Annotated in this window: 9 protein-coding genes; 4 read left to right on the top strand and 5 right to left on the bottom strand. The window is 38.4% G+C overall.

From position 1 onward, the window contains the following. Nucleotides 1-2 precede the first annotated feature (2 nt). From BUC12_RS03515 to BUC12_RS03530, 4 genes are all read left to right on the top strand, one after another. The gene (locus tag BUC12_RS03515; protein ID WP_062176866.1) at nucleotides 3-2,309 is read left to right on the top strand and encodes a GH92 family glycosyl hydrolase; all 2,307 of its coding nucleotides are present in this window, start codon (nucleotides 3-5) and stop codon (nucleotides 2,307-2,309) included. 3 nt (nucleotides 2,310-2,312) lie between these two features. After that, nucleotides 2,313-3,806, top strand: a complete 1,494-nt coding sequence (locus BUC12_RS03520) for a glycoside hydrolase family 125 protein (RefSeq protein WP_062176863.1) — start codon at nucleotides 2,313-2,315, stop codon at nucleotides 3,804-3,806. A 12-nt stretch (nucleotides 3,807-3,818) separates the two neighbouring features. Beyond that, nucleotides 3,819-6,098, top strand: a complete 2,280-nt coding sequence (locus BUC12_RS03525) for a GH92 family glycosyl hydrolase (protein ID WP_062176859.1) — start codon at nucleotides 3,819-3,821, stop codon at nucleotides 6,096-6,098. A 333-nt stretch (nucleotides 6,099-6,431) separates the two neighbouring features. Further along, entirely contained in the window at nucleotides 6,432-9,062 is a 2,631-nt protein-coding gene (locus BUC12_RS03530; RefSeq protein WP_062176855.1) for a glycoside hydrolase family 2 protein, read from the top strand. Between the two features lie 92 nt (nucleotides 9,063-9,154). On the opposite strand, the gene BUC12_RS03535 is transcribed toward BUC12_RS03530, so the two are convergent. The 5 genes from BUC12_RS03535 to BUC12_RS03555 all read right to left on the bottom strand — a co-directional run bounded on the left by BUC12_RS03535 (nucleotide 9,155) and on the right by BUC12_RS03555 (nucleotide 17,959). After that, nucleotides 9,155-11,188 carry a glycoside hydrolase family 65 protein gene (locus tag BUC12_RS03535; RefSeq protein WP_062176852.1) on the bottom strand — a complete coding sequence of 678 codons (2,034 nt, stop codon included), beginning with the start codon at nucleotides 11,186-11,188 and terminating at the stop codon, nucleotides 9,155-9,157. Next, complete coding sequence (locus tag BUC12_RS03540; RefSeq protein WP_062176849.1) at nucleotides 11,185-13,299, bottom strand: glycoside hydrolase family 97 protein; 2,115 nt, start codon at nucleotides 13,297-13,299, stop codon at nucleotides 11,185-11,187. Before BUC12_RS03540 ends, BUC12_RS03535 begins: the two co-directional genes overlap by 4 nt. 191 nt (nucleotides 13,300-13,490) lie before the next feature. After that, nucleotides 13,491-15,110 (bottom strand): DUF6377 domain-containing protein, encoded by a 1,620-nt coding sequence (locus BUC12_RS03545; protein WP_062177056.1) that lies wholly within the window; start codon nucleotides 15,108-15,110, stop codon nucleotides 13,491-13,493. A gap of 270 nt (nucleotides 15,111-15,380) precedes the next feature. Further along, a complete protein-coding gene (locus BUC12_RS03550; RefSeq protein WP_062176845.1) occupies nucleotides 15,381-16,070 on the bottom strand; it encodes a hypothetical protein in 690 nt (229 codons plus the stop codon). A gap of 59 nt (nucleotides 16,071-16,129) precedes the next feature. Next, the gene (locus BUC12_RS03555) at nucleotides 16,130-17,959 is read right to left on the bottom strand and encodes a hypothetical protein (RefSeq protein ID WP_073357282.1); all 1,830 of its coding nucleotides are present in this window, start codon (nucleotides 17,957-17,959) and stop codon (nucleotides 16,130-16,132) included. Nucleotides 17,960-17,967 lie beyond the last annotated feature (8 nt).

The following is a 17,967-nucleotide window of genomic DNA, read 5'->3' on the forward strand; positions in this document are numbered from 1 at the left end:
CTATGAAGGGAAGTTTGTTATTGTTAGCAGCTATATTATCCTTATTGCCGATACAAGGGCAAAATAAAGATTATACAACCTATGTCAATCCATTGGTTGGCACACTGAGTAAATACGAATTATCGTCAGGTAACACATATCCTGTTATAGCCCGTCCATGGGGTATGAACTTTTGGTCTCCCCAAACAGGAAAAATGGGAGACGGCTGGGTATACACCTACGATGCCAATAAAATAAGGGGATTCAAACAGACCCATCAACCAAGTCCGTGGATAAATGATTACGGACAATTCTCTATAATGCCGGTCACAGGCAAACCGGTCTTCGATGAAGAAGAGAGAGCCAGCTGGTTTTCGCATAAGGCAGAAAAGGCTCAACCTCATTATTATTCAGTATATCTGGCTGATTATGATATCACAACAGAACTATCGCCTACATCACGGGCAGCCATGTTCCGTTTTACTTTTCCTGAAAATGAAAACTCATTTGTCGTTATCGATGCCTTCGATAAAGGCTCTTATATAAAAATCATTCCCGAAGAAAATAAAATCATAGGCTATACCACAAAAAACAGTGGTGGTGTACCCGATAATTTCAAAAATTATTTTGTCATTATATTCGACAAACCCTTTGAATATAAAGCCACTGTTCAATCGGGCAATATATCCGAAAATAACATCGAGGTCACCGGAGATCATGCGGGAGGAATTATCGGATTCTCTACAAAACGGGGCGAGCAAATACATGCCCGCGTAGCGTCTTCTTTTATCAGCCACGAACAAGCAGATAGAAACTTGCAAGAACTCGGAAACATGACTTTTAGCTCATTAGTTGATCAGGGACACCAAGAATGGAATGATATACTTGGCAGAATCAATATTGAAGACGATAATCTGGATAATATCAGAACATTTTACTCTTGTCTTTACCGCTCTGTGCTTTTCCCCCGTTCGTTTTACGAAACGGATAAAGAAGGAAAAACCGTACACTACAGCCCTTATAACGGCAAAGTATTACCTGGATACATGTTTACCGACACAGGATTCTGGGATACATTCCGCAGTTTGTTTCCATTTCTCAACCTGATGTATCCGGAGATGAATGTTAAGATGCAGGAAGGATTGGTCAATACATACAAAGAAAGTGGTTTCTTGCCGGAATGGGCTAGCCCCGGGCACAGAGACTGCATGGTAGGGAACAATTCCGCATCAGTAGTAGCAGATGCCTATCTAAAAGGATTAAAAGGGTATGATATAGAAACACTATGGCAGGCCGTCATTCACGGAGCTAACAGCGTTCACCCCGAAGTCAGCTCTACAGGACGTAAAGGTTTCGAATATTACAATAAACTGGGATACGTGCCCTATGATGTAAATATAAATGAAAATGCTGCCCGTACACTCGAATACGCTTATAACGACTGGTGTATCTATCAACTGGGAAAAAAGTTGGGAAAACCGCAAAAAGAAATAGAGGTATACAAACAAAGAGCCTTTAATTATAAAAACCTCTTTGACAAGGAACATAAATTGATGCGCGGAAAAAATAAAGATGGCTCTTTCCAATCTCCATTTAATCCGCTAAAATGGGGCGACGCATTTACCGAAGGAAATTCGTGGCACTACACATGGTCAGTATTCCACGATCCACAGGGGCTCATCAATCTGATGGGTGGTAGGGATGGCTTCAACCAGATGATGGACTCGGTATTCAATGTTCCCCCATTGTTCGACGACAGTTATTATGGACAAGTTATTCACGAAATACGAGAGATGCAGATCGTTAATATGGGTAATTATGCACATGGCAACCAACCATTGCAACATATGATATACTTCTATAACTATTCGGCCGAACCATGGAAAGCCCAATATTGGACACGGGAAGTTATGGATAAACTTTACAATGCCAACCCCGACGGTTACTGTGGAGACGAAGACAATGGTCAAACATCCGCTTGGTACATATTTTCGGCACTCGGGTTCTACCCTGTATGCCCGGGTACAGACCAATATATTGTAGGCTCTCCCCTATTCCGTAAAGCAACTTTATCACTTAGCAACGGCAATAAAATAGAAATATCAGCAGATAATAATAACAAGAACAGCCGCTATATAAAATCGATGAATGTCAATGGCAACATCTATACCAAAAACTATTTGTCACATGACATATTAATAAACGGGGCTACTATTAATTTTCAAATGACAGAGACTCCTAACAAAGAAAGAGGAACAAGCGAAACTGATTTGCCATATTCTTTCACCAATGAAGTAACCGACAAGAATATCTCAAAAATAAAAAAATAAATTATGAATAACTTAATCTCCTTAAGAACAGGTATCATAAGCATATTTACATTATGTACAACAGCTGCATTTGCTGGGCTATCTCAACCAGAAATAGCTTCTATACAAGACAATACAACTGTAAATAATACCGATTATAAATATAAAGACCAACGTCCGGCAAAAGCCGAAAGGCTATTTACATCTAAAGCAATAGAGAATGAAATCATCCGGGTAAAAAAGCTGCTGAAAAACCCGAAACTTGCATGGATGTTCGAAAACTGTTTTCCTAATACACTGGATACAACTGTACGTTACCGCAAAACTGATGGTAAAGATGATACAGTTGTTTATACCGGTGACATTCACGCCATGTGGCTTCGCGACTCGGGAGCACAGGTATGGCCCTATGTACAACTGTCTAATACCGACCCTGAATTAAAAGCGATGCTTGCAGGTGTAATCCGCCGCCAGTTCAAGTGCATTATAATTGATCCGTATGCTAATGCCTTCCTCGATCCGTATGATCCAAATCCCGATCATCAGTGGCAGTCGGACCTGACGGATATGAAACCCGAATTACACGAGCGTAAATGGGAAATCGACTCACTTTGTTATCCGCTGCGCCTTGCCTATCATTACTGGAAAACGACAGGTGACGCAAGTATATTCGACAACGAATGGATTGCGGCCATCGAGAATATATTAAAAACATTCAAAGAACAACAACGCAAAGAAAATCTGGGACCGTACAAATTTCAGCGTGAAACCGCCAGAGCATCCGATACAGTAATGAACGATGGCTGGGGCAATCCTGTAAAACCGGTAGGGCTAATTGCCTCTACCTTCCGTCCGTCTGATGACGCAACTATCTATCAATTCCTGATACCGTCCAATTTCTTTGCAGTAACATCACTTCGGAAAGCCTCGGAAATATTAGCCGAAGTTAATAAGAATAAACCACTGGCTGATGAGTGTACGGCTTTAGCTAACGAAGTTGAGGCCGCACTGAAAAAATACGCCACAGTTGAACATCCTGAATTCGGAACTATCTACGCATTCGAAATCGACGGTTACGGAAGTGTAAACCTTATGGACGATGCCAATGTGCCAAGCCTTCTGGCAATGCCTTATCTCGGAGACATAAATGTGGACGATGCTATCTATCAGAATACCCGGAAATTTGTTTGGAGCGAAAACAACCCATACTTTTTCAAGGGAACTGCCGGAGAAGGCATAGGCGGCCCTCATGTATCGCATGTCAGCCTGAATATGATCTGGCCGATGAGTATTATGATGAAAGCTTTTACCTCGCAAGACGACGAAGAAATAAAAACCTGTATAAAAATGCTGATGGATACCGATGCCGGTACTGGTTTTATGCACGAATCATTCTATAAAGACGACGCAACTAAATTCACCCGCGAATGGTTCGCTTGGCAGAATACCCTGTTCGGGGAGTTAATACTTAAACTCGTAAACGAAGGAAAAACAGATTTGCTGAACGACATACAATAAAAAAGACAATATATGAACTTAAATAAAATATCAGGTTTTATAGTTGCTTCCGTAGTGCTATTGGGCGCCTGTTCAGGTAAAAACACAGAAGACTCCGGCCTACAGAATCTCACCCAATATGTCGACCCTTATATCGGAACCGGCGACCACGGGCATGTATTTATGGGAGCAAATGTTCCTTTCGGATTCGTACAACTCGGACCTACAAATATCACAGAAGGTTGGGATTGGACATCAGGCTATCATATCACAGATTCTACAATCTGGAGTTTTACACATACACACCTGAATGGTACAGGCATAGGTGATCTGCTTGATATAGCTTTTATGCCCGTTATCGGAGATGTAAAATTGGGTAGAGGCGTAATCGAAGACCCCGCATCGGGCATGTATTCACTTTTCAGCCACGAACGGGAAACAGCTAAAGCAGGATATTATGCCGTACATCTCGACAGGTACAATATCGATGTAGAGCTGACCGCAACAAGCCGGGTAGGTTTTCACAAATATACTTTTCCTGCATCTACCGAATCGAAGGTTATAATAGACCTGAAAAGTAAAATGAACTGGGATAAGCCAACCGATACTTATCTCGTATACGAAAACGACACTACAATATCCGGCTATCGCTTTTCCGAAGGATGGGCTAATGATCAGCGAGTTTTCTTTACAGCTCACTTTTCTAAACCAATCAAAAAGTTTCTCTTATCTGAAAACGAAGATCCGGCAAGTGCTAAGGAAGGAACAGAGCTAAAAGCAGCAGGTGTATATGGACAGGTTCTGTTCGACACAAAAGAGAAAGAAGAAATATATATCAAAGTGGCTCTTTCTCCTGTTAGTATCGAAAACGCCAAACTCAACATGCAGACCGAACTACCGGGATGGGATTTTCAGAAAACTATTGCGAATGCGGATAAAGCATGGAACGAAGAGTTGAACAAAATTCAGATAAAGGTTAGCGATGATAAGGTGAAACGAACTTTCTATACAGCTCTTTACCATACGATGATAGCACCTTCAGCGTTTTGCGATGTAAACGGAGACTATTACGGTTCTGATCATCAGATGCATAAAAAAGGAAATTTCAAGAACTATACAACCTTCTCTTTGTGGGACACTTATCGTGCAGCTCATCCATTGATGACGATAATACATCCCGAAAAGGTCAACGATATCATCAATACAATGCTTACCATCTATCAGCAACAAGGAAAACTACCGGTATGGCACCTGATGGGTTGCGAAACCGATTGTATGGTAGGTAATCCGGGAATCTCAGTTGTTGCGGACGCAATACTCAAAGGTTATGACGGATTTGATAAAGAACTGGCATATGAGGCTATGAAAAATTCTGCCATGCTTGATGAAAGAGGCTTGAATTATCTGAAAGAATACGGATATATCCCCTATGATAAAGAACCGGAAGGCTTGTCTAAAGCAATGGAATATTCTATTGCAGACTGGGCATTGGCACAGGTTGCTAAGAAAATGGGCAAAACCGAAGACTATGAATATTTCAAGAAACGGAGTACAGCTTATACCCATTACTTTGATAAAGAAACCGGTTTTGTGCGGGGTTTATCTTCTGAAGGAAAATTCAGGCCAAATTTCAACCCGTTCGAATCGGTACACCGAGACAACGACTACACCGAAGGTAATGCCTGGCAGTATACATGGCTTGTGCCTCACGACTTGCAAGGATTAATGAATTTATTTGGAAGCAAAGATGCATTTGTTACAAAACTCGATTCCCTTTTCCTTGTAGAAGGAACTTTGGGTGAGCATGCATCTCCTGATATCAGCGGACTCATCGGGCAATATGCGCACGGAAACGAGCCCAGTCACCATATCCTATATATCTATCCGTATATCGGCCAGCCATGGAAAGCTGCTGATCTGATACGTAAGGTTATGTCGGAACTTTATCATGACCAGCCTGCCGGATTATCGGGTAACGAAGATGTCGGACAAATGTCGGCATGGTATATACTATCAGCTATTGGATTTTATCAGGTCGAACCGGCCGGAGGAAAATATATTTTCGGTAGCCCGATAGTTGATGAAGCCACTATAAGAGTAAAAGATGGAAAAACATTTAAAGTAATCACTAAAAATAACAGTCCCGAAAATAAGTATATACAGGACGTATCCTTAAATGGAAAACCTTATGATAAATATTATATATCATTCCAAGACATAGAAGCAGGAGGTATACTCGAATTCACAATGGGTAATACCCCTTCCAAAACATGGGGTACAACTGTAGACATTCTGGATATCACAAATAAATAACAGTATAAGGACTTTATAACCAATTTATAAAATTCCAACAGCAGGTCGACAATCCATAGAGTCTTACTTTATAAAGAATTTGGAAATAGGTATAAAATTCGACTCACACAAATGCTCTTTTAGATGATGTTTGTCCGACCGGTTGGAAATATTAGGGGCGAATAGCTATTCGCCCCTATAAAAATAAAAAACTTATACTCCTGTTATTTCTTAATTGTAAATAACAGTCAGTACTTAATCTCACATTTTCGAAGCATAGCCGGTTATTGTTTTTTACTTACAAAACCGACAAAAAGGTCTGAGACCTTAGAACGTTAATAATATAATTATGATATGAGAAAACACATAGTATTAATACTTATATGTTTGGTCACTGCAGGCTGGTTACCGGCACAAAACCGTTACGAATTAAATTCGGGCTGGAAATGCCACCCCCTGAGCCAAACAAAAGACAGAGGAGAAAACATTTCCAATCCGTCCTATTCCATATCCAAATGGAAAAATGCGGTTGTCCCGGGAACGGTACTTACTTCTCTACTGGCAAATAAAGAGATACCCGATCCTTTTTATGGAATGAACAACGAAAAAATTCCGGATATATACGACACAGGACGGGATTATTATACCTATTGGTTCGTGAAAGATTTCCAAGAAAACACACCGGTAAATGGCGAACAAATATGGCTGACATTCAGAGGTATAAATTATAGTTGTGAAATTTATCTGAACGGACAAAAAGTAAATAAAGAAAAATACGAAGGGATGTTCCTTCGCAAAACTTTTAACATCACCGGTCTCCTGTCTAAAAACGGGAAAAACCGTTTAGCTGTGATTGTTTATCCACCTGATCCTGTTGGTAAACCCAATGGAGGGCAAGGCGGAGATGGGCGCATCGCTAAAAACGTAAGCCACCAATACGTTGCAGGATGGGACTGGATACAACCGATACGAGACCGAAATACTGGTATATGGGATAAAGTTTATATAGAGAAGACAGGATTGGTAAACCTTAAAAACCCGCATGTAATAACCCTTGTTCCGGGAAAAAGAATTCCGGGTGATAAGCAAGATGAGGCTGTTTTAAAAGTGTCAGCAGAGCTTCAGAATGCAGGTAATGCCAAAATATCCGGGACTCTGAAATATGAAATAAATGGAGATATAGTAACTCAAAAAGTTAGCGTCGACGCTAATTCGGAAATTGAGGTTTCAATGCCTGATTATACAATCAAAAATCCAAAACTCTGGTGGCCATCGGGCTACGGTAATCAGGATTTATACAAAATAAAGATCGAATTTGTTGATGAGAGTAATCAGAAAACTCAGGATTTCGAAATCGTACAGTTTGGCGTTCGTGAGATACAAACTGAATGGAACAGTCATACGAGAAGTAAAGAAATTTACGTCAATGGGCAACGTATCTTTATTAAAGGCGGTAACTGGATCATATCCGATGCTATGCTCCGTTTCAGCAATGAGCGCTACGATGCCGAAATACGTTATCACAGAGACATGAATCTCAATCTTATCCGTATTTGGGGTGGTGCGTTGACCGAACGTCCTGAATTTTACGAAGCTTGCAATAAGTACGGAATGCTTGTCATACAGGATTTCTGGTTTTCGGGCGATTGTAATGGACGCTGGCTCGATCCGTTGAAGGCTGAAGACCAATGGACCAGGCGCAAATATCCCGATAATCATGGCCTGGTATTAGAGTCGGCCATCGACATGATAAAAATGATCCGTAACCATGCATCACTCGCGATGTGGTGTGGTGGCAATGAGATAAAACCGCCTGTTGATATACTGCTACCATTGCGTGATACCATTCTCCCTAAATTGGACGGTACACGCTGGTTTATAGACTATTCCAACTCGGACGAATGGTCATACAATTTCCTTGGAGGAAATGGAGACGGCCCGTACACCATACAGCCCATAGAATCATTCTGGGAGAAACAAACCTGGCCTTTCAATTCGGAAGTCGGCTCTGTAGGTGTTGGAGATTACGAGTCGCTGTTACGCTTTATCCCTAAAGAAAACCTTATAGCTCCACGTTATAATCCGGATGCAAAGTTCAAGGAGGATGTTGACCCTGTCTGGACATACCACACATACTCGGGTGTGGGGTATGAGAACCATATCCTACCCTACGGCGAACCAACGGATATAAAAGACTTCGCGATGAAAGCCCAACTTGTAAACTACAACCAATACAGGGCTTTGATCGAAGGGTTTAGCTCTCATATGTGGGAGTGGTACACCGGTACTATTATCTGGAAAACCCAGAATCCATGGACATCGATGCGCGGACAGATGTATGATTATTACCTCGACCCGAATGCGTGCCTTTTCGGTTTACGTAAAGGAAGTGAAATGATACATATTATGTGCAATCCGGTAACCAAACAAACGATGGTAGTGAACAACAGCTTCGAACCGTTAAATGATATGATGCTGGTAGCCAAACATTATGACTATGCAGGAAATGAAACCCTTCTGACTCAGGAAGTCCTTTATATGGAAGCTTCCCACAGTAAGAAAATCATTCCATTACAAAAGCAATTAGAAGAAAAGCTGAAAGAAGACGGAGGATTTCTTTATCTACAACTGCTTGACAGAAATCAGAAATTGGTAAGTGACAATTTTTATTGGTATCCGAATGCTAAGGGTGAATATACCGGATTGAATAAGATGAACAAAACAGAGATCAAGGTTACTTCCCGAATCGCTGCATCAGGTAAAATGGAAATAAGTATTACAAATGCAGAAAAAGGCCCGGTTGCTTTTTTCAATCGTATCGCTATAGTCGATTCGAAGACAGGAGAGCGCATACTTCCGGCATTTTATAGTGATAATTATATTTCTGTAGTTCCCGGAGAAACAAAAAACATAACTGTTGAATATACTCCACAACCGGATGTAACCCCCAAAGTAGTAGTTTTAGGTTGGAATACAGAAAAGTGACAAAGTCTCCTTCTTACACACCTTCTGTATATTGAAAGAGGGCTGGCAGATTGATTTCTGTCAGCTCTTCTTATATTATAACTGAAGAAACATCACTTTGAAATAACAAAAGTTTTCTTCTCTTTCCCAATATTACTGATAACCAGCTTTTTCCAATGAGACGGCATCGCAGTTTTTTGTTGTACAATCTTTCCATCAGGCAGAATATCGATCCCACCAAATCCCATTATCACAGTTTGTAAAACCCCTCCGGCTCCTGTAATAAAATAAGGATTAGTGCCACCTTTCGTTTCTGCCATTACCCGGAAGGGAGGTAACAGATTAGGCTTGTACGAATCGTTGAACCATTTGTTTGCGCTATCAGCATCTCCCAAACGGCTATACAATAGAGAAAAGATAGCCTGAGTCATTGCCGGGGTATCTTTTTCCGGAACCTTTGCCTCGTAATACTTCAAGTCCCGTCTTATCTGATCTTTGTCTGCTATAACTTTAAGCGGATACGCCAGAAGATTAACATCTGCCTGTTTTATGTTTTGACCGGTATAAGTATCATGTTCGCGGGTAACACCATTTTCCATTGTAGAAAAAACTAAGTTACTGGCAATATCCAGCCACTCATTTTGTTGCGGCAGATCTAATACTTTTGCACACTCATATGCATACAACAGGTTTAACTTGGCAATAGCATTTGTATAGGCATTATTATCAACATTCTCAGCCCATTCATCTGCACATACCACATTTTTTATCTCGTATTTCGCACCCTTACGGCTAACGCGGCTTACCCAGAAATCCGCTGTATTTTTAAGTATAGCCCACCCTTTTTCTCTCAGCCACGTCTTATCTTGTGTTGCCAGATAGTAATGCCACGCGGCAAAAGCGACATCGCCGGTGATATGATGCTCGTAAGTACCCGACAATGCCCATACCGGAGTCTCCTCCTCTCCACTCGAAGCACTTTCCCACGGATACATTGCTCCTTTATATCCATATGACAAAGCATTCCGCTTTGCTGCATCAAGCCTATTGAATCTGTATTCAATCAACTCTTTAGCCATTTCGGGTTGAAGTACCAATAACGGAAGAAACATAAACATCTCTGTATCCCAGAACACATGTCCGTTATATCCCAATCCGCTAAGCCCCATCGGCGACAATGAGAAACCCGAACCCGCCCGTGTAAATGAATACAAATGGTACATCATATTATGTATATCTTGTTGAGCCTGATCGTCTCCTTCTATAATAATATCACTCTTCCAGAGTTTTTCCCATTCGGCGCAGTGCCGTGCAAGCAGATCATCGTGTCCCTGCAATCCTGCATATATGGCTAAACGCTCAGCCTGATTATACGGATCATTTATATGTTCCGAAGAAATGAGCGTCCCAACCAAAGTAAAGCTGTAAGGTTTGTTTGCTTTTACTTCTTTTACAAATTTCATCAAATGCGAATCATTATCCCGTATCTCATGCAAGACCCGAGGTTCTTTACTATGTTCTTCATTGAACAAAAATGTATTCGTGGCGGCAATCGTAATTTTCCCCGACGGGCTTTTGGCTATCGAGGTAAGTAACGGGAGATATGCATGCGACGGATTTATCTCATTATAATATAGTTGATTGTCACGCAAAGCTGATGGAGTTTTCAGCACATTCTCCACAACCAGATGGGTATCCTTCAGCGAAGTCACTTTCACATCCATCATTACATTGTATGGCAAATGACGCAAAGCATAATAAGAATATTCGACCGAAGCGATATCCTTGAAATCAAAAGAAGCTGTGAACATTCCGGTTTTCATATCCAACCTTTGCTTAAAATTAGATATGTTCGATCCATTTACATTTTCCCAGCCTATAGATAAATTCAGATCGAGTAAGTTAAAATTAGGCAGAAAATTACTTGTACGCCCTCTCCCATAATAGTCGTATACTCCTGCTAATATAACTTCCTTTACTTTCAAAGGTTCCGGAGAAGATACAACTCCTATCATACCATTAGAAACGCTTATTCCATAATAGTTTGCCGGATCTATTTTATCGGCTTCTATTACCCATGGATTCTGAGACTTTATTGAACCCAGACCAGCCAGTATAAGTAGATATATTAAGAGAGTCTTTTTCATTTTATTTCTTTTATACTGATGGCAATGCCTCCACCCGGAGCTAATCTCTGTTTCAATTTCGTTTTACTATCTATCACTTTCTTCGAGATAGTATAACTCTGGGGATTCGTTTTCCAGCTGGCATCCTTTCCGTCAGCATAGATTATAGCCTCGTATTTCTTATTTACAGGCAAAAAAGAGCAATCGATAATAGCTTCCCTGCTATTTTCGTCAGTGATACCCCCGACAAACCATTCGTTTCTATTTCTTGCTTTACGGGCAATAGTTATATAATCGCCCGGCTCTGCTTCCAAAATATATGTATTGTCCCAATCCACAGCTACATCTTTAATGAATTGGAAAGCATCGGGGAATCTTTCGTAATTTTCTTTCAGATCGGCAGCCATTTGCAATGGACTATACATCGTTACATACAATGCCAGTTGTTTAACTAATGTAGTACTTAATTTCGCCTTATTGGAGCCATATACAGACAAATCGCCCTGAAAAATTCCGGGTGTATAATCCATAGGCCCTCCCACAAGCCTTGTAAAAGGTAGTATTGTTGTATGATCGGGTGAATTTCCGTTAAACGATTCGAATTCCGTTCCACGAGCTGATTCCTGAGCGAGCCAATTCGGATAAGTCCTGCATAATCCGGTCGGACGAGCAGCCTCATGCGAGTTTACCATGATTTTATAATCAGCGGCTGTCTTTACCACATAGCTATAATGATTTACCATCCACTGCCCGTCGTGATATTCGCTACGTGGAATTATAGGGCCTACATAACCTGTTTTCACCGAATTGTATCCATTATCAACCATAAACCTGAACGCATCGTGTAATTGGCGTTCGTAATTAATTACAGAGGATGTTGTTTCATGATGCATTATCACCTTCACGCCTTTTTCCGCTGCATAACGATGTATTTCTTTTACATCGAAATCAGGATAAGGCTTTGTAAAGCTGTAAATAGATTCTTTCATGTAAGCTGTATTATCTTCCCAACCTTCATTCCAACCTTCGACCAGAACCGCGTCAAAACCATTTTTCGAAGCAAAATCAATATAGTCTTTTACATGATTTGTATTTGCACCGTGATGTCCGTTCGGTTTTAGTTTAGAATAATCTGTTTTACCTATAACAACATCCCAATAACTGGTATATGCCCACGTAGAACCACCTCCCGTAAAGTACTCCCACCATACACCAACGTATTTCATAGGCTTAATCCACGACACATCTTCAAAATCGCAAGGTTCATTCAGGTTTAATATCAGATTAGAACTTAAGATATCGCGGGCATCATCACTTACAATAATTGTGCGCCAAGGAGTAGTCGCTCCGGTTTGAAAATATGCTTTGTTCCCGTTCTTATCGGGAGTAAGATGTGCGCTCAATGAGAATGTTTTATCATCCACATTCAGGTGCATTGCCGGATAGTTAACCAACGCAGCTTCGTGTATATTGATATATAAACCATTATCCGTTTTAATCATCAAAGGTGTCTGGACGGCAAGGCTGGACGATGGGGCTTTAGCTGCCAGAGGTTCTTTTCGTACGTTATCTATCAACCCCGCTACTTCCGTAAGTTTCGATGTTGTTACCGGAAACTCATTTGTATCATAATCAGCAGGTATCCAAAATGCTTTACCATCGCCTGCAAGGTTAAATTCTGTTTTCTCGTCTTTTATAATAAAGTGACGTAGTTGCTCCTGAACCGGAAACTCGTAACGGAATCCGAGACCATCATCAAACAAGCGAAAGCGAATATCAAGCTTCCAATTCGTCCCTTTTTGAATAAGTGACACCAACATTTCGTTATGATGATCTCTTATCTCTTTATTCTCTCCCCAAACAGGATTCCAAGTTTGGTCTGACGATCCGTTACTAACACTTATAACAGAGAATCCTTCGGAAAAAGGACGGGGAGCATTGTTAATAACAAACCCCATCTTACTTTTTTCCATGACAGTCTTTCCTTTATATCGAAGATTGTATACAGGAGTTCCATTATCATTCAGTTCGAATGTCAAAATAAGATTATTATCAGGAGACGTTAAGACCTGAGCCGACAATGTACTTCCGATGAAAAAAAACGCAAATAACAGAGAGAGATACTTATTCATAGTATGTTTTTATTATTGTTTTATAGATTACCTAAAACAAAGAAATAAAAGGATCGCATCAAAAACGACTGATTAACCCGGAATAAGAAATGTTAAACAGAATACATTCCTACAAACAAACAACTTACGCACAATATACAAAATAAAAATTAAGATCGAATCAGACCATAAAAGGTTTCTAAAACGGTCTTCTACTCTCCTTTCTTTATACGCATTATTTTATATTCAAACTCTTCTTTAGGCACAATGGATTTACTCTTTATTCTAGCTTTATAGACATAAATAGTATTTACCGATAAATTTAGGAATCTGGCAATTCTTTCATTTTCATTTATACCCAACCGTATTAATGCAAAGATTCGCAGTTCGGGGGTAAGTATATAAGGATCTTCTAACCGGATTTGTTCCTCCAGAGGGAAAAGCTCATTAAAGTCATGTATAAAATGCGGAAACAGCTTTAAGAATGCAGAATCAAAAAATGAAAAGATACTCTCTCTTTCCTTCTTCAAGTCATACTCGATACGAAGCTTGTAAATATCTTCATATTGACGCGCTTTAAGTTTATTCTCAAGTTTTTTGAAAAGGCTTTCTGTTTTATCTAAAAGCTCGGATTTACCATATAGCGATTGAATTATATACTGATCTTTTATTTCATTCGACTCTTTCAACTGGCTATTTACCGTATTCAGTTTTTCGTTGAACACCGATAATTCGTCCAACTGATCCTGAATAATCCTTTTTGCGTCCTTCAGTTTTTTCTTTTGCTTATAATTTACTACTAATAAAGCCAGAAATAACAGGGACAACACACTGACGACAAATAAGGATAATGAGAGGCGGTCGCGCTGTTCTTCTATAGCATTCAGCCGTTCGTTTTCGATAATAGGCAAAATCGAATTTATATCCATTTTACGATGGCGCGCATTATAAAAATTGGCATCTTCGAGCGCTATTTGTATATACCTGCTTGCATTTTTAACATCCCCTTTTCTATACAGATATCTGGCCAGTGATGTTTTAGAAGTTGTCTCTGTAGTTGCTGTTCTTATATCCAATATCGAAGATAGGGCCATATAATATACAGCATTCTCAATATCATTCTTAAACATATAAAGATTACCCAAATGCGATGCATTTATTGCTAACTGATGCTCGTCAATACCAGGCATATTAATCAGACTGGAGTAATTAGTAATTTTTTCATCTATACTAGAGTTGATCTCCTTCATAGAAACAATATTACGATATTCGTATGAGTCGGGAGAAAGATGCAAAAGAGCAGAATCGCAATATTGTACACTTTTATTTTGATAATCGGACTTATATGGTTGAGACGTATTATAATTGACCAGATCGAGGAATAACCTTGCACACTGCGAGTAATATACAGCCTTCAACTCATCCGATACAGACTGTACATTGGTCGAGTTTATTATATCTACAGCTTCTTTAAACAAGCCCGATGACATAAAGCAAAACAATAAATTGCAGTTTGCTTTAACTTGCAACTCATTGTTATTTAATCCATCAGCTATATATTTTGTTTTACCGGCATATACATATGCCGAATCATACTGATACGACTTATATTCATTATAGATCTCATTATTCAGAAAAAACTTGTCATTATCGCTAACTGCATTGAATAAGGATAGCTTTAAATTTGTTATTCTGTTCTCTTTTGCCGAATAATAAATACTTCTGTTTTTAATCTCCTTATCTAATACATGTAATATAGAATCACTTTTTGTTTGCGTATAAGACGAACAGGCAAATAGTGATATAAGAATTAAGAAGATAAGTCTTTTCATTACAGGGTATAAGATTATATTCAGTACAAATTTAATATTAAAAAGCAGAGGAATATATATCACCCGTAGTATTTGAAAGAGTACCTATAGAAAAATTATTCTTGACAAATCTACACTATATAGAAAATACAATTTCATAAAAGCCCAACAAACAACATATTAAAGTAAACCGATCGAATTACAATATATACAATTCTAGAAATCAACAAAGAATCTTCTTTCCATTAGAAAAAGATATCCATTTCAAAAAACAATGCTTATATTCTTTTTTTAAAAAGAATAAGTAATACCTCCGTTTAGTCTCACTCCAGACCAGTTAATATTTGGAGAATAAGGAAGCTCCTTAAATTCTGATCCTGAAGAAATATCATACCCCAACACGACCTGTAATCCAATATTTGAAGTAAGATGATACTTAAAGCCTGCTTGTAATAATACACTTATTCCATTAGCATTAAATTTATCATCTTCTGAGTCTAGAGTGTTTTCTTCAACAATTAAATATCCAGTATGTTTAACCTGAGAGAATGTTACACCTGGCGCAATCTCACCAAAAAGAGAAAATAATTCTTTGCCCTTGTTTGAAGTAAACGTATAAAAATAGTTTCTGTAATAAAAACTGCCCTTATAACCATTTAAGATGAATTTCATTTCATAGCTACCAGAGTAATCAATTTTAGATAACTTACCACCTGTTGTGTGATACTCCCCTTTGATTCCAAATTCATGTTTTGCTATTCTATACCCAACATTAATAGAATTATATATGTTTCCTGGAAAATCATCCATATTCTTTGCTCCAATTGTTGATGCAGGAGGTGTAGTTTGGATACTATTCAACATATCCTTCATCTCTCCCATATTATAAGTCGCATATCCGAAAGAATATCCAACAGTTAACTGAGCTTTCAGAGTTGAACAAATAACAATAAGTACAGATAACAAAACTATTTTCTTCATTATTCTTAGCTTTAACATTGCATAAAATGGTTATAAAAAGTTTTTCTAAATAATACAGTTTAATTTTTGATGTAGGGTTTCAAGTCTAAATAATAAAGAGCTCCACTAAACGCATTCAACAAAATATTATCGTATAACCTCGGCTGAATATTAGTTATGGCAGGCAAAGTCAATAGAGTTCTATCTAGTTGAAAGTTCATAATAGTCACCATCTCATTTTCTCTCTCCAATACAATATTTCCGGTAAATGGGTCTTCAGTTATAAATTTTCCATTTATTGGCCCTATTCTTTCTCCCGTTACAATATTTAGTTTATAAAAATTATCATCCTCTATCATATACAAAATCTCATTTTGAAACTGACTAAAGAAACTATCTTTATATTTAGAGAGATCTACTTTTGTTTTACTTATTACTTGAAGTTCTGTTTGTCCCACTTTATATCCAATAGCTAACCCTGCCATACTACAAAGTATATCTCCATCCTTAGATAAAAAAGCAGGACCATATCCAAGTTGTTCACTATACATAAACTTATTAGTAGAAATATCATAAATCTTCAATGTTTTACCTGAATTTCCCGATTCACAAGTTACAACTCTATTATCTTTACTTAAACATAGAATAGAATAAACAGTAACTTGCGTTCCCTGAGTCAATTTTGCATGAACAGTAGATATTGAATCTAAACCCTTATTCAGAATCATAAATTTTTCATGTTCTGCAAAAACCAGTTTTTCTAAATAATTAGAATAAGCAAGATTTTTTTTACCCCAGTCCCACAGAGTCAACACAGATCTACTCCTTAATATCTGCATTTCTTTTAGATCAACAGATAAAAGTTTTCCTTCGTCATAAACATAAAGTTGTGAATCCTTCAAGTTAAAATCAAAGTCCATAGGATAACGAATATTTCCTATCTTTTTAGATGTAATATTTTGCATAGAGTATGGGGTTCTTTCTATAGATCCTGTAAAATCAAGTGGAATAGTGTGTAATTTCACATCCAGATGGACGGGAAAAGAATAATTGTGTTCAATCTCAATCTCAGTTTTTTCTCCACAATCTATTATAGTACCATCTAAATACTCCAAAGCATATCGGCATCTGTATTTGTTATCACCCCATGTCACTTTTATTTTATTAAGACCTATCGGTTCAGAAACTATATTATATGATGGATAATCGTCCTGTTTTGTATAATAATTATACTGCCATACCATTCGGTCATTTTTAAAATAAGGCATTACCAGATATCTCCTATATCCGGATGTATAACTTTCGTCAATAAAGAAAGTCTGAGTAGGATCTGTAATAGTAGTTACCTTTTTTTCAGTACCATTTTCATCACGATAAAACACATCATAGTAATCTACCTCAACTTGCTCCAGAGGAGGCAGCGCCCAGAATACCTTTAAATATCTTTCATCAGTGATCTCGTCTTTAAAGTCCAATGTAAAGCTCGCATTTTTAGATATTTTGATCTTATAATTATAATCTCCAACATATTTCTCATATCCTAATTTCTCAGCAATACTATTACTTCCTGTTGCTAGCTCTACTTTTATCGTAAGCTGTATCTCTTCATTATCCGAGTATCTCTCTGGATTAATTTCTATTATTCCATCCGAATCCGGCTGTATTATCTCATTACCTAGCTTTATTTCATGCTCCAATATATTTTTAGACTTAAAGTCGTATAAATAATGCAATTTTGTTGGCGCATATATATAAATGGTCTGCCCATTGGATATCCCATCCAGATTTATATCAATTGTAATATCCTCAGGCTTCTGAACATCATTATGATATGACTCTTCATTATTATATTCACAGCCTCCCAGCAAAAAGAGTATAACAAAGCTGGTTAGAACAAATATGTTTCTCATTGACATTA

Origin of the sequence: Indolivaga macrotermitis (assembly GCF_900128985.1) — a bacterium.
Lineage (GTDB): Bacteria > Bacteroidota > Bacteroidia > Bacteroidales > Dysgonomonadaceae > Dysgonomonas_A > Dysgonomonas_A macrotermitis.